The organism is Gordonia gummivorans (assembly GCF_022513585.1).
GTDB lineage: Bacteria > Actinomycetota > Actinomycetes > Mycobacteriales > Mycobacteriaceae > Gordonia.
The window spans coordinates 42,297-56,695 of the sequence record NZ_JAKWBF010000022.1 but is presented as its reverse complement, the minus strand read 5'-3'; the positions used below and the strand labels follow the sequence as shown (position 1 = coordinate 56,695).

Here is a 14,399-nt window from a genome sequence, read left to right as displayed (position 1 = left end):
TTGTGGGTACGACCCAAGGGCATTTCCCCAGTTCAGAGGATGGCCACCAAACTCGACGACTCAGCCGCCGGTGCTGAGCGTCAGGATCTTGTTGATGATCCAGTTGTCGCCCGAGCGTTCGGCACTGATCTCCAGGGCCGGGACACCGCTGTTGACGGCCATCCCGTTGATCGACTGGCTGACGATGAGGCTGGCCAGCACGGTGCCCTGGCCGTCCTCGGTCAGATTCTTGACGCCGATCGAATCCACGCGACATTCGGCGACCATGTTGGTCTTGGTGATCAGGTCGCGCTGGGTCGGCACCACGGAGTCGAAGTTCTTGCGGGCCTCTCCGGACAGGACGGCGTGGGCTTGGCGCACCCATTCGTCGACGTTCGGGCCCTGGTAGGCGATGGCCGTGCAGATCTTGGCGCCGACCTGCCCGGACAGTTCGGCCGTCGCCGATGTGTCGATGTACGCGCGGTTCGGTCCGATGTCGGCACCCGGATGGGCCGCTGCGATGGCGGCAAGCACCGCGAGCACGGCGGCCACGGCCGCGAGAATGGCGACCGTGCGCCGGCTGAACCAGCCCCGCCCGGTTGCCAGTTGGCGTCCGAACCCGGTCACGGCCGCCGACCCCGACTTTGCACGTGCGCTCGCCGGGCGCTTGGCGTCCGACGCAGGACCACTCTTCGTCGGCGGGGCGTCCGCGCCGGAACGCAGGGTCGAGACCCGCGACACCGTGCGCGTCTTGCCCGTCGGCTTGTCCAGGGGCACAGCCTCGGTGGCGTCGGCCTTCGCAGCGCCGGCGTCGGTGTCCGGCTCGGCACTGGGTGCCGCGTCCGTCTCGGTCTCTACGGTCTCGGCCTCGTCCGCGGGTACAGTCTCCGCGGTGTCGGCGTCGTCTGAGATCGCAGGGTCGTCGGCACGTTCGATATGCGTCGTGTCCGGTTCCGGATCGGTGCCGGTGGCGGGAGCAGCGACGTCCGCCGCGACGTTAGCGCCGGACTGATCGGCCGGGTCCGGCTGCGCGGGACCCGACGACCAGTTGGAGTCGTCGACGTTCGACCGCGACCCGGCGACGCGTGGCCGGTATCCGGGAGTGCGTGGTGTGCGCGGTCCGATACTTCGTGGTCGTGGACTACGTGGTGCCATCAGTTCCCACCACCTTGGGGCGGGGTCACCGGCGTGCTCGGCGTGGTGCGCTGACCGGGTTGTTCCTGCACGGCCATACCGTCAAGCGGGAAGACCGTGTCGGCCTTCCACGTGCCGTCGGACCCCTTGTTCATGTGCAGAAGAAATCCCATCGTCACCGGGTCCGACTGCTTCCCGTCGGCGCTGCCGACCACGTTCACGTACACCTGGACCTTCGCGGTTCCGTCGTCGGCGTTGACCTCGGTCGGAGCCGAGCTCTTCACCGCACCGGTTGTGATCCGCTTCTGGTTGGCGGCCTTGCGCAGGGGGTCGATCAACGACGCCTGGATCTGGTTGTTGACCTGGGTGAGCGCCCCACCGGTGAACGATGCGTTCAGATTCCTCTGCCACTCGTCGAGGCGCGCAGGATCGATGGTGGTGACGTTGACCATGGCCTGTTCGGCGGCGGCGGTCGCCTCGTCGCGGGCCTGCTGGATCGGCTTCTGGACAAAGTAAGCCTCGTAGGCCTGGTATCCGAAGAATCCCGCACACGCCACGGCCACAGCGACCGCAACGATCGCCAGCACCCCCACGATGTTGCGGGGCCGGCGATCGGCGTCGTTCGCCGTCGGCTGCTGCGCGTCGTTGCGCGGGTTCTTGTCAGTCTTCATCGGCCGTCACTGTAACGATCGCACCTGAGAACTTGCCAATCCGCGATGGAATCGACAGGCCTGCAGGCCGACCTACTTCTGGTGGACACCCAACAGGATCGCCAGCTGGGTCGCGAGCGGATTCAGGTTGAGCTTGTCGGGATCTTTCTTCGGCGTCTTGTCCCACGGCTGCGGGTAGGCCGGATTGGAGTACTTGGCACGCTCCGCGCCGCGCACCCCTGTCGGATTGCCGAATGGCACAGTACATTTCGCGTTCGTGTTGAACGGGAACTCGTCGTAGTGGACGTTGAAGGCCGGGTTCTGGGCCTTCATCCGGTCGATCATCGCCTGGGTGCCCTCGTAACCGCGGGTACACGACGCCGGGTTGTTGGTCTCGAGCACCACACCGAAGTGGATCTGACCGTCGCCGGGCGCGGGACTGTAGCTGCCCGCCGACAACGCCGAGAGCATCGCAAAGGTCGGCGACACCGCGAACGACGTCGGTTCGATGGTGCGCACCACCTGCGACAGGTCGCTCACGACCTTGGCGATGTCGCCGCCGTTCTTCTGGATCAGGTTGGAGACCTGCGTCGCGGCCAGCGTTCCGGTGGTCAGCAGTCGGCGCAGATCCGGATCGGCGGACTGCAGCGTCGCGGTGATCAGGTTGATGTTGCGCGACCACGCGAGGATCTCGTCGGACTGCTCGGCCTGGGTGGCCAGCACGACGTTGGAGTCCTCGATCAGTGCGACGGTCGCGCCGAGGTTCTCCACCCCGGCCCGGCTCAGCCGAGAAAGCGAATCGACGAGTCGGGTGAGGTTCTCGCTCTGCCCGTTGAACGCCTTGCCGAGCTCAGTGATCACCGTGTGCAGGTCGTCCACCGGGATCGACGACGTGAAGTCGATCGCGGAGGCCACCACGTCCTCGAGCGGCGGCGGGAGTTGCGTGTGTTCGCGTGTGATCGTCGAACCGTCTTCGAGGTAGGGCGCACCGCTCGAGCGCGGCTGCAGGTCGACGAACTGCTCACCGATCGCCGACCGGGAGGCCACCACGGCCACCGCCGATGCCGGGATCTCCGGGCCGCCCGAATCGAGGTCGAGGGTGACGTCGACTCCCGTCTGCGTCAGTTTCAGCTCACCGACGCGTCCGACGGGCACACCCAAGTAGGTCACCTCGGCGTTGGTGAAGATGCCGCCGGAATCGGCCATCTGCGCCGTCACCTTGTAGGTCCCGAATCCTGCGAGCTTGTCCAGCCGCGCGTACCTGGCACCGACGTATACCATCGCCACCAGCCCGACGATCACGAACACGATCAACTGGATCTTGACGAATCTGCTGATCACGGCTGCACCCCCAGCATCGCGAGCGGACCGTCGAAGAATCGCTGGCCCGGCTGCACCGGTTTCGGCAACGACGCCGGATACGTGCCGCCCGACGGTGGTGTGTTGGGCCCCGGCCGCGAGTTGGGCGCAGGCGGCAGCAGGGTGATGGTCGGCCAGCCGTACCGCGGGCCGTTGCCGCCGTAGTACGGGTTGGCCGGGTTGACCGGAACGTTCACTCGCGCGTTGGGCGAGTACTTCGGCCTTCCCTGCCCGACGCCGAGCGCTTCGAGCTGGTTGAGCAGCCGGAAGTCGAGCGTCATGAACAGGTTGGCCGAGTCGCCGTGCACACCCGGCAGAATCCAGTCCGGGAACGGAATGGTCAGCATCAGCGGCGCGGCGGTGATCAGATCGGGCGCCGACTTGGCCAGCTGCGTGAGAATCGGACGCAGCGCCTTCAGATCGGTGATCAGCGCTTCACGTGACTTGCCGAGGACATCGGTACCCACCTGGCCGAGCTTGTCGAGCTTGGTCAGCAGGTCGACGAACTGCGGCCGCTGCTGCTCGAGCACCTCGATACCCGCAGGCAACTGCTTGAGGATGCGGTCGATCTGAGCAGTCTGAGCAGCCGTGCGAGTCGACAACGCAGCCAGGCCGTCGATGGCCCGGATGATGTCGTCGCGCTGACGGTTGAGGCCGGTGATGAGGACGTTCGTCTGCCTCAGCAGGCTCCGCACCTCAGTGGTACGGCCACCGAGCACCTTGTTCAGTTCGGTGACGATCGGCTGCAGCTGATTGAGCCCACCTCCGTTGAGCAGCATCGCCAGCGCACCGAGAACCTGCTCGATATCGGTCGCGGTGCGCGTCCGGGTGAGCGGGATCGGCTGATCCGGGTTCTGCCGCGGCGCGTCGGCCGTGTTCGGCGGTTCGGCCAGCGCCACGAACTTCTCGCCGAGCAGCGACGTCTGCTGAACGCTGGCCAGCGCCTTGTCCGACAGATCGACCTCGTTCTTCACCTCGACGGTGACCTGAGCGAACCACTCCTGACCCGGCACCTCGATCTTGGTGACACGGCCGACCGGGATGCCATTTTGCTTCACCATCGACTGCGGCACCAGGTCGAGGATGTTGTCGAACTGGATCTTGTAGGTGCGCGGGTTGTCGCCGGTGTCGACACCGCCGGGCAGCGGGATCGACTGGATGCCGTTGCTCCCGCAGCCGGCGATCGCGAACACCATCGACAACAGCACGGCCACGGCGGCAGCTCGCGTGACGCGACGCGGAACCGCTCGCACGATCGGGACGGGACGGGTCATCAGTTGCCTCCCCGCGGTGTGCTCGACGCCGGGGTGCGCGACGGTCGGGACGGTGTCGCAGGTGCCCGGGTCGACGTCGGGGTCGTGAGGTTCGGATCCGGGTTGCCCGGCACGGTTCCCGGCACCGGGTAGCGCTGCAGCTTGTCGTTGCTCATGATGCCGAACGGCAGCACCGGCAGAAGCGGTTCGAGCACCCGGTTCTTGATCTGCCTACCGATGTTCTCGCACTGGCTGATCAGCGGCGCGAGCCTCGTGCTGAACTGCACGAAGGCCGGGTTGCCGGGCATCAGCTTGCCGAGGTCGAGCAGACGGCACTGGGCGCCGATCAGATCCTGCAGATCCGGGATGGTCAGACGCAGCGCCAGCGTGCCGGACTCGGCGTCGTAGGCGTTGATCAGGTTGTTCAGCGTCACCGGCAGCACCGTCAGGATCTCCTTCAAGGAGTTCCGGGTGTCCAGCAATGCCTGCGTCGTCGGCTGCAGATCCTTGACGGTCTCACCGATCTGTTCCCGATTGTCCGCGATGAACGTCGCGACATCGCCGAGCGCGAACGACAGCCGGTTCAACGACGTCGCGAGCTGGTTGCGCTCACCCGCGAGGAACGTGTTGAACGACGCCATCTGCGTGTTGAACTGACGCACCTGCGCGTCGTTCTGCCGCAGCGCGCCGACGAACACGTTCAGGTTCTTGATGGTGTCGACGAGGTTGCCGCGCGAATCGCTGAGGGTGGTCGAGGCCTTCGACAGGTTCTCGATCGCCTTGCCCAGCGCTTCGCCGTTGCCCGACAGGTTGTCGGCACCGGTGGCGATCACGTCGCTCACCGCGCCGTTCTTGTTGGCGCCCTGCGGTCCGAGCGCGTCGGACAGCTCCTTGACACTCCGATAGATCTGGTCGACCTCGACCGGAACCAGCGTCTTGTCCAGGCCCAAGGTGATGTCGTCGGAAGCCTTGGGACCACCCGTGTATGCCGGGGCCAGCTGGACGTAGCGGTCGGCGACCACCGACGGAATGATCTGTACCGCACGGACATCGGCGGGCAGGTCCACACCACGATCGACCGTCATGGTCACCTTGACGGTCTCCCCCTGCGGCTCCACCGAGTCGACCTTGCCGACCGCGACACCGAGCACCCGCACGTCGGAACCCTCGTAGATGCCGACCGTCCGCTTGAAGGTCGCGGTGATCTTGGTGGTGCCCAGCGACGAGAAGACCCACGACAGGGCACCCGCGAGGATCAACGCGAGAATCAGCCCGATGATGATGTAGACGATGTGCCGCGGCGTGAACCAGCGGCCCGGACCTGACGTCCGGGTGAGGTCGGGTGCGGTCATCAGCCGGCCTCCGTTCCACCGTTGTTCTGATCCGCCTTCTTGTTGGGCGGACGCGTGGTGTTCTGCTGCGGCAGACCCGGCGGCAGCAGGTTGACGACCACCTGGTCGAACCAGCGACCGTTGCCGAGCACGTTGGCGTAGAGCCGATAGAACGGCGCCATGTAGGTGATGGTCTTGCGCAGGTTCTGGTTCTGCGCGATGAGCAGCTGGTTGACGCCGTTGATCGCGTCGAGCGCCGGACCGATCTGCTTCTCGTTGTCGCGCACGATGCCGGTCAGCGAGGTGCTCAGACTGGTGGTGCTCGCGAGCAGCGCCGAGATGGAACGCTGGCGATTGTTCAGTTCGTCGAGCAGCTGTCCGGCACCCGCGATGAGGCGCACGAACTCCTCGTTGCGATCGGCCAGGATCTTCGATGTGTCCTTGGTGGCCACCAGCAGCCGCTGCACTTCCTGGTCGCGGCTCGCGATGGTCGACGACAGACGGGCGATACCGTCGAGCGCCGGTCCCATGTCGCCGGCGGTACCCGAGAACGCATCCGACAACGTCCGCAGCGACGTCGCGACCTGCGTGGTGTTGATCCCGGGATCACCGCCGTTGGGGTCGCCGGTCAGCTGCTTGGCGGCGTCGGAGAAGGCCTCGACCACGTCGTAGGGAGCGACGGTGTCGGTGAGGGGCTCGTCGGGATCGGCCGGCTCGCTGCCGCGCGGGACCAGTGCCAGGAACTTCTGCCCGAGGATGGTCTTGATCTGGATCGACGCCTGGGTCTGGTTCCCGATCCAGGTGTTGTTCACCCGGAACGTGACGTTGACGCGGTCGCCGTCGAGCTCCACGCCGTCGACCTCGCCCACCTTCACACCGGCGACACGGACCTCGTTGCCCGGCTTGAGTCCGGCGGCCTCGGTGAACTTCGCGGTGTAGCGCGCACCGGCACCGACGAGCGGAAGCGACGTCAGATAGAACGACGAAATGGCGAGCATCAACAGGATGAGGATGCCGATCGCGCCGATGCTGACCGGGCTGCGCCGTCCGCCGAAGCGGCGATGCGGATGGGTCTGCTGCGGTTCCTGATCTTCGGAATCGGATGCGTTGGACTGGTCGGTCATCATTCTCACCCCCCTGGCTGTTCGTTGGCCCAACAGCGGGTTGCCGCGTTGGTGTAGAGCACGTGATTGATGTTGGGCAGCGGGATCAGCGGCTTGGTCAGCAACACCGACTTGCCGTTGCCGGCGACGACGTCGATGCCACACAGATAGAACTGGAACCAAGAACCGAAGCTGGCCGCGCGGCCGATCTTCATCAGCTTCACCGGCAGATTGTTCAACGTCTCGTTGACGTCGTCATCGCGGGCGTTGATCTGGTCGGCCAGGGCCTTCAATCCGGCAATGTCGCCCTGGATCGACGGCCGCGTCTGTCCGAGGATGTTGGCGGTCACGGTGGTCAGATTCGACACCGACGTGATCGCCGACCCCACCGAACCGCGTTGCGCCGCAAGACCGGTCACCAGTCGCTCGGTGTTGTCGAGGAGGCTGGTGAACTGCGCGTCGTTGCGGTTGACCGTCTCGAGCACCTTCGTCAGGTTGGTGATCAGTTCACCGATCACGGCATCCTTGTCGGCGATCGCATTGGTCAGGTCGGCTGTACTGCTCACCAGCGACGCGATCGATGAGCTCTGCCCGTCGAAGACCGCGATGATTTCCTCGGACAGCTTGTTCACGTCGTCGGCGGACAACTGCTGGAACAGCGGCCGGAAACCGTTGAACAGTTCGGTCAGGTTCACCGGCGGGTGGGTGTCACGCACCGCGGGATTGGTGCCGAACGTGTGTCCTTGCGAGACCGTCTGGGTGGGATCACCCGCGCCGCGTTCGAGGGCGAGGTAGCGCAGTCCAGTCAGGTTCCGGTAGCGGATGTAGAGCTGGGTGCCCGCGGGCAGGGAGTCGCGGTCGAGGTTGAACTTGACCAGCGCCCGCGACACCTCCTCGTTGCGTTCGGTCACCCGGACGACCTCGACGCCGGTGACCTGCCCGACGCGCACACCGGCGATACGTACGTCGTCACCGGGGTTGAGCAGCGTCGCATCGGTGAACTGCGCCGAGTACTCGGCGTCACCGTCGCCGCCGGCGTTGGCGATCGTCAGCGCGAGCAGACTCGTCGCGACGACAGTCACCACCGCGAAGATGATGAGCTTGGTGAGAGGTCCGACAATCGATTTCATTTGATGTCGACCTTCGCTCCCTGCAATGCGGCGCCACCGATCAGCGTCACCCAGGTGGGCACGTCCTTGGGATCCACCCCGCTGGTGGCCCCGTAGATCACCTTGAGCTGGTTGACGTAGTCGGGGTCGTCGTACGGGTTGGCCCGGATCGTGCCGGCCGGCATCGCAGCGAACTGCGGTTGCGGCAGCTGCGGCATCGTGCGCGGGCCGGGGTTACGGGACGGTGGCTGGTAGCTGCCGTCGGCGAGACCGCCGCCCGGGTACTGCGGGAAGGGACGGCCGTTGGTGGCCTTCTCGTAGCACACCGCGGGTGGGTCCAGATCGAATAAGCGCGGTTCGTCCTGGTTGGGCAGGTAGCGGCCGCGAGGATTCACGAACTGCAGGTTCACGTGCACGCCCGGGTTCTTGGTGCCCTGCCCGACGATGCGTCGTGACTCGGGGATCAGGCCGGCGAAGTTGCGGAACGTGCACACAAAGGTCGGTGACTGCTTGGCGAGACCCACCAGGAACGGCTCCGACCCTACGAACAGGTCGATCAGGTTTGCCCGGTTCTGCTGCAGCCACACGGTGGTGTCGGTCGCGGCGACACCGAGCGTCGCGATCAGGGTCCGCAGATCACCCTGCCGCTCCACGATCGTGTTGCTCGTCGTCCGGAAATTGTCGAGCGCGTCGACCACGTCCGGGAGGGCGTCGGAGTACGTCTGGGAGAACGACGCCAGCCCGCGCAACGTGCCCTGCAGGTCGGGCAGGCTGCGATTGATCCGGGTGAAGATCGTGTTCAGCTCTTCCAGCGTCGTCCCGATCTGTTCGCCGCGCCCCGCCAGCGCCGTCGACAACGAGGTCAGCGTGACGTTCAGGTCCTGCGGCGGGATCGCCTCGAGCACGGGGAGCAACTTGTCGAAGAGCTCTTGGACCTCTTTGGCGTTGCCGCTGCTGTCGGTCTGGATCACCGCACCGTTGCTCAGCGTCGGGCCGCCGGTGGTGTCGGGCACCTGCAGGGCGATGTAGCGCTCACCGAACAGGGTCTTGGGCAGGATGCGGGCGGTGGTGGACGCGGGCAGCGCGTCGGCCTTGTCCGGGTACAGACCCAGGATCACGTCGACGGTTCCGTCGGGAGCAGGCTCGACGTTGCGCACCACACCGACGACCATGCCGCGCGCCTTCACGTCGGCGTTCGTCGGCAGTGCATTACCGGTCGAATCCGTCTTGAGAGTCACCTCGGTGTAGTCGGTGAACGTGTTGTTGAACTTCATGACGGTCACCGCGAAGAACAGGGCGACGATGATGAAGAACACCAGACCGAGCAGACGTCGGCGCAGAACGGTCACGCGGCTAACCCCCCACTCGCACGGTCGTCGTCGTGCCCCAGATGGCCAGACCCAGGAAGAAGTCGAGGATCGCGATCAGCACCAACGCGGCACGGACAGCGTGTCCCACGGCCACGCCGACGCCGGCCGGGCCGCCACTCGCGTAGTAGCCGTAGTAGCAGTGCACCAGGATGATCACGAACGCGAAGACCAAGACCTTGCCGAACGACCACAACACGTCGCCGGGTGGCAAGAAGAGATTGAAGTAGTGGTCATAAGAGCCACCCGACTGACCGTTGAACACCGTGGTGATCACGCGGGAGGCGAGGTACGCGGAGAGCAGACCGAGGACGTAGAGCGGGATGACGGCCACGAAGCCGGCGATCACGCGGGTGCTGACGAGGAACGGGATCGACGGCACCGCCATGGTCTCGAGTGCGTCGATCTCCTCGGAGATACGCATCGCACCGAGCTGCGCGGTGAAACCACAACCGACCGTCGCCGACAACGCGAGACCCGCGACCAGGGGCGCCACCTCGCGGGTGTTGACGTAGGCCGAGAGGAAGCCGGTCAGGGCTTGCGAGCCGATCTGGTCGAGGGCCGCGTAGCCCTGCAGTCCGACGACGACGCCGGTGAATCCCGACATCAGCACCATCACGCCGATGGTGCCGCCGATGACCGCGAGACCACCGGACCCGAACGCGACCTCGGCGAGCAGACGCAACACCTCGCGGGTGTAATGCACCAGGGTCTTGGGCATCCAGGCGAGCGTGCGCCCGTAGAAGGACATCTGTTCGCCGGCACCGTCGAGCACCTTCAGCGGCTTCGACAGCTGCTTACGCGCCTCGTACATGTAGTACTCGGGGCGGCTCTTGGCGATCGTCACCCCACCGTTGGCCATGTCAGCTCCCCTTCGGCGGGACGATCTGCAGGTAGACCGCAGTGATGATCAGGTTGGCCAGGAACAGCAGCAGGAACGTGATGACGACGCTCTGGTTGACCGCGTCACCCACGCCCTTCGGTCCGCCCTTGGGATGCAGTCCCTTGTAGGCGGCGACGACGCCGGCGAGCACACCGAAGATCGCCGCCTTGAGGGTCGAGACGTACAGATCGGGCAGTTGTGCCAGTGCACCGAAGGAGGCCAGATAGGCACCGGGCGTGCCACCCTGCACGACGACGTTGAAGAAGTAGCCACCACCGATACCGATGACCGCGACCAGACCGTTGAGCAGCATCGCCACCAGAACCATCGCCAGCACGCGCGGGACGACGAGACGCTGGATCGGGTTGATGCCGAGCACCTCCATCGCGTCGATCTCCTCGCGGATGGTGCGCGACCCGAGATCGGCGGCGACCGCCGACCCGGCCGCGCCGGCGATGAGCAGCGAGGTCACCAGCGGTGATCCCTGCTGGATCACCACCAGCACGCTGGCCGCACCGGTGTAGGACTCGGCGCCGAGCTGCTTGATCAGCGAACCCGTCTGTAGCGAGACGATCGCGCCGAAGGGGATCGCGATCAGCGCCGTCGGCAGGATCGTCACACTGGCGATGAACCACGCCTGCTGGATGAACTCCCGCCACTGGAACGGGCGCACAAAGGTCTGGCGTGCAACATCGACGAAGAGCTGGACGATATTGCCGGTCTGCTCAAGAGCCCCCGTACCGGCTTTTGCGATCCTGTCGACGCCACGCGTGGTGGCACTACTCATTCCTAGGTGGCCCGCCCTTCGTGACCCGGAACGTCACCACGATCGGTGTTGATGGAGGTGGTCGGAGAGTTGTCTGGCTTGACCCACTGCTGAGTGGGTGCGTCGCTGCCCTGGTAGTCCCCGCCCTGATACTGATTGCCCTGGTAGTTGATCACGTCGGTCTTCTGGTCGGCGACGGCGACGCCACCGCCCTGCTGTACCTGGGTCCACTCACCCGCGGCGTGCTGGCCACCGGGCTGCTGCCCAGTGTCCTGCTCGTGCGCGCGGGTCTCCTCGCGCATGCGATCCTCTTCGTCCATGGACTCGCGGATGGCGCGCTGGGCGTTCTCCGGCAGTGTCGGCAGCAGTTCCAGAACCCGCTCGCGGTGCCGCGCGACGGCCTTGCGTTCGGGCATCCCCGGGTTGGGCTGCACCTGCGGGATGATCTCCGAGAAATCGTCCTTGGTACCGCCGCCACCGATACCGGCGGCCTGCATGGCCTCTTCCTGCTTCTGGACGGCCTCGTCCTTCTCCTCGGACATACCGATCGGACCGAACCGATCACCGGAGAGGAACTGCTTGACCACCGGCTGATCCGAGGTGAGCAACTGCTCCCGCGGACCGAACATCACCAACTCCTTCCGGAACAACATGCCGATGTTGTCCGGAATCGTGCGCGCGATGTTGATGTTGTGCGTCACGATCAGGATCGTCGCATCGATCTGCGCATTGATGTCGATCAACAGCTGACTGATGTAGGCCGTACGCACCGGATCCAGACCCGAGTCCGGCTCATCACACAGAATGATCTGCGGATCGAGCACCAACGCCCGCGCCAACCCGGCACGCTTACGCATACCACCGGAGATCTCACCGGGCAGCTTGTCCTCGGCACCGGCCAGACCGACGAGATCGATCTTCTCCATCACGATGTCGCGGACCTCGTTCTCCTTCTTCTTCGTGTGCTCACGAAGCGGGAACGCGATGTTGTCATACAAACTCATCGACCCGAACAGGGCGCCATCCTGGAACAGCACACCGAACAACTTGCGGATCTCGTAGAGCTCCTTGGCCGAACACTTGGTGATATCGGTGCCATCGATGATCACCGAACCCTGCTCCGGATGCAGCAAACCGATCAGCGTCTTCAGAAACACCGACTTACCCGTACCGGACGGCCCCAGCAGAGCCGACACCTCCCCCGACGGCAGGGTCAACGTGACATCACGCCAGATGTTCTGCGAACCAAAAGACTTCGTCAGATTCTCGACACTGACCTCAACACCCACTACATCCTCCAGACGATCGCTGCCCCCTGCGGCGGCCCCATGATGCGGCCACACACGAACCGGTGACATTTGTGGTTGGGGTCACTCTAGCCGACACCCAGCACCGTCACCTCCACCGGAAGAGTTTTCTCATCGTTGGTTCGCCGAGAAAGCTACCAGCCGGTAACCCTGTATGCCGCATGAGGGTAGCCCAAGAGCAGCCCGTGAGGGAAGTCCCGGCAACTACGATGCTGTGACCGCCGACGCATCACTGCTGGTCACTTGTCCAACACCGCAGCATCGGGGTCGTCGGACGGCGTCGGCGACCACTTGTCCCGGACCCGCGAGAGCCGAAGCCACCACGCAGCGACGAGGACGAGCACCAGCCAGATCAGGGACAGATTGCCGTAGATGTTCTGCCACCACGACCAGTCGAGCTCGCGCAGATCTCGTTTGGGAAGGAAGAGATAGGGCCCGGGCAACTGGGCCAGCAGCCCCAGCACACCCAGTCCGAGGTAGACCCGATCGCGTGCCCGGATACCGACGGCGAGGAAGACGACGATGAACACCGACGTCAGCACCCAGTGGTGAATCCAGGCCGTCGGGGCGCCCAGCAGGGCCACCGCCGAGGCTGCCAGCAGGCAGAGTTCGACCTCGCCACGGTCGGCGAGCACGCGGGCCAGGACGAGACAGTAGATGGTCGCGATGGCGGTGGCCAGCATCCACCAGTGCGAGCGGTCGGACTCGTCGAGGCCCATTCTGGCCAGCACACCGGCGATGCCCTCGTTGTAGATGAAGGCCAGCCCGCCGATGCGGTCGGCGTCGAAGAGCGTCGACGTCCAGTACTGGTAGGAGTCCGACGGCGTGACGGCCCAGGCGAGTCCGGTGCAGGCGACGAAGCCGAGCACCACGTTCGCGGCGGCACGCCACTGTCGTCGTGCGAGGTAGTAGATGATGACCACCGCGGGGGTCAGTTTGATCGCCGCGGCGACGCCGACGAGCAGGCCGCGGTACGGCTCGAGTCTCGTCGGTCGCTTCGCGATGGTGTCGGCGACCATCAGCGCCACCAGCACGATGTTGACCTGCCCGAGGTCGAGGGTGATCCGCACCGGCTCGAGTTGCAGGGCCACGGCCGTCAGGATCAGCGACCAGCCGACCGGCAGATCGCCACAGCCCACCCGGCGCAGCAGCAACCGGATCATCCACCACACCAGCACACAGCCCACGACGGCCATCAGCACGGCACCGAGGCGCACCGGCAGCCAGCTCAGGGGCGTGAACACGAGCGCCGAGAACGGCGGGTAGGTGAAGGCGAGGATCTGTCCGTCGTTGATGGTCGGCACGTTGCCGTCGTAGAGCGGTGTGCCGTGCGACAGGAACTGCCCGCCGAATCGGTAGACCTGGAAGTCGACGGGCGGACCCCAATACTTGGCCGGCCCGACGTGCAGCAGCCACGGCTGCGCGAACACCCGAGCCACCCCGATCGCCAGAAGTACGGCACCGACCACGTCGATTCGTCGAAATGGGCGGGGCCGGGCGATCACGCGGCCAGCCTAGGCGCCGCTGGGCGGGGATCGCCGGGCAGGTCCCCTAGGTCGTGCTAGGGGTCAGTCGACGACCGGGCACGAGCTTCCCAGATTCAGACCGGTGCCGACGGTCCGGGCCAGCGTCGCCGCCGGCCGCCCTGGCTGTTGGGCCCTCAGCACGTGCGGCCCCTTCGTGGCCGGTTTCCATTCGACCTCCACGTCACCCGCCGCGTTCGGGGTCTTGACGTCGATCACCTTGGCATCGTCGCTGACGGTGATCGGTGTGACGTCACTCCCGTGGGCCTTGATCGTGTAGGTACAACCTGTCCCATACTTCCCGTTCGCGCTGCCATCGGTCTGCATCCAGACGGTGTATGCCGATGCCGGACCGGCTCCCGCCAGGAGAGCCGCGGTTGCGACCGCCGCCGCGGCGCCCCCCAGCAGGACAGTTCGACCCCGCGCTGCCACTTGGTCGCGAATACTTCCGCACACAGACATGCTCGTCCTCTCGCTGATGTCGGAATGCCTGGCCGGCCTCCCGGAACGTCGATCATCCCGGTGAGTGAGGAGACTCGATGGAGTGGCGGGCTACTCGAATCCGACGGCGCGCTACTCGCACGACCGGTTGTGCATCGTGGTCGGTCGACCAAACGATCGATCGCCCGAAGGAT

The 14,399-nt window shown here is 65.5% G+C and carries 13 protein-coding genes; all 13 read right to left on the bottom strand.

Features of this window, described 5'->3' with window-relative positions; genetic code table 11:
• Positions 1-60 precede the first annotated feature (60 nt).
• On the bottom strand, positions 61-1,134 hold the full coding sequence (locus MKW15_RS16455) for a prolipoprotein diacylglyceryl transferase (protein WP_240860129.1): 1,074 nt from the start codon (positions 1,132-1,134) through the stop codon (positions 61-63).
• A complete protein-coding gene (locus MKW15_RS16450) occupies positions 1,134-1,784 on the bottom strand; it encodes a hypothetical protein (protein ID WP_240860128.1) in 651 nt (216 codons plus the stop codon). The genes MKW15_RS16455 and MKW15_RS16450 overlap by 1 nt, the downstream gene beginning before the upstream one ends.
• A 72-nt stretch (positions 1,785-1,856) precedes the next feature.
• Entirely contained in the window at positions 1,857-3,104 is a 1,248-nt protein-coding gene (locus MKW15_RS16445) for an MCE family protein (RefSeq protein ID WP_240860126.1), read from the bottom strand.
• Positions 3,101-4,318: an MCE family protein gene (locus MKW15_RS16440; RefSeq protein WP_240860176.1), complete on the bottom strand. Its 1,218-nt coding sequence runs from the start codon at positions 4,316-4,318 to the stop codon at positions 3,101-3,103. The genes MKW15_RS16445 and MKW15_RS16440 overlap by 4 nt, the downstream gene beginning before the upstream one ends.
• Before the next feature lie 77 nt (positions 4,319-4,395).
• A complete protein-coding gene (locus MKW15_RS16435) occupies positions 4,396-5,727 on the bottom strand; it encodes an MCE family protein (protein WP_240860125.1) in 1,332 nt (443 codons plus the stop codon).
• Positions 5,727-6,830 (bottom strand): MlaD family protein, encoded by a 1,104-nt coding sequence (locus tag MKW15_RS16430; RefSeq protein WP_240860123.1) that lies wholly within the window; start codon positions 6,828-6,830, stop codon positions 5,727-5,729. The genes MKW15_RS16435 and MKW15_RS16430 overlap by 1 nt, the downstream gene beginning before the upstream one ends.
• 5 nt (positions 6,831-6,835) lie before the next feature.
• Positions 6,836-7,939, bottom strand: a complete 1,104-nt coding sequence (locus MKW15_RS16425; RefSeq protein ID WP_240860121.1) for an MCE family protein — start codon at positions 7,937-7,939, stop codon at positions 6,836-6,838.
• Positions 7,936-9,267 (bottom strand): MCE family protein, encoded by a 1,332-nt coding sequence (locus tag MKW15_RS16420; RefSeq protein WP_240860119.1) that lies wholly within the window; start codon positions 9,265-9,267, stop codon positions 7,936-7,938. Before MKW15_RS16420 ends, MKW15_RS16425 begins: the two co-directional genes overlap by 4 nt.
• A 4-nt stretch (positions 9,268-9,271) precedes the next feature.
• On the bottom strand, positions 9,272-10,147 hold the full coding sequence (locus MKW15_RS16415; RefSeq protein ID WP_240860118.1) for an MlaE family ABC transporter permease: 876 nt from the start codon (positions 10,145-10,147) through the stop codon (positions 9,272-9,274).
• Position 10,148: 1 nt separating this feature from the next.
• On the bottom strand, positions 10,149-10,955 hold the full coding sequence (locus MKW15_RS16410) for an MlaE family ABC transporter permease (protein WP_012833013.1): 807 nt from the start codon (positions 10,953-10,955) through the stop codon (positions 10,149-10,151).
• A gap of 2 nt (positions 10,956-10,957) precedes the next feature.
• Positions 10,958-12,223, bottom strand: a complete 1,266-nt coding sequence (locus tag MKW15_RS16405) for an ABC transporter ATP-binding protein (protein ID WP_240860116.1) — start codon at positions 12,221-12,223, stop codon at positions 10,958-10,960.
• Between the two features lie 257 nt (positions 12,224-12,480).
• A complete protein-coding gene (locus MKW15_RS16400; protein WP_240860115.1) occupies positions 12,481-13,746 on the bottom strand; it encodes a glycosyltransferase 87 family protein in 1,266 nt (421 codons plus the stop codon).
• 63 nt (positions 13,747-13,809) lie between these two features.
• The gene (locus MKW15_RS16395) at positions 13,810-14,196 is read right to left on the bottom strand and encodes a hypothetical protein (protein WP_240860114.1); all 387 of its coding nucleotides are present in this window, start codon (positions 14,194-14,196) and stop codon (positions 13,810-13,812) included.
• Positions 14,197-14,399 lie beyond the last annotated feature (203 nt).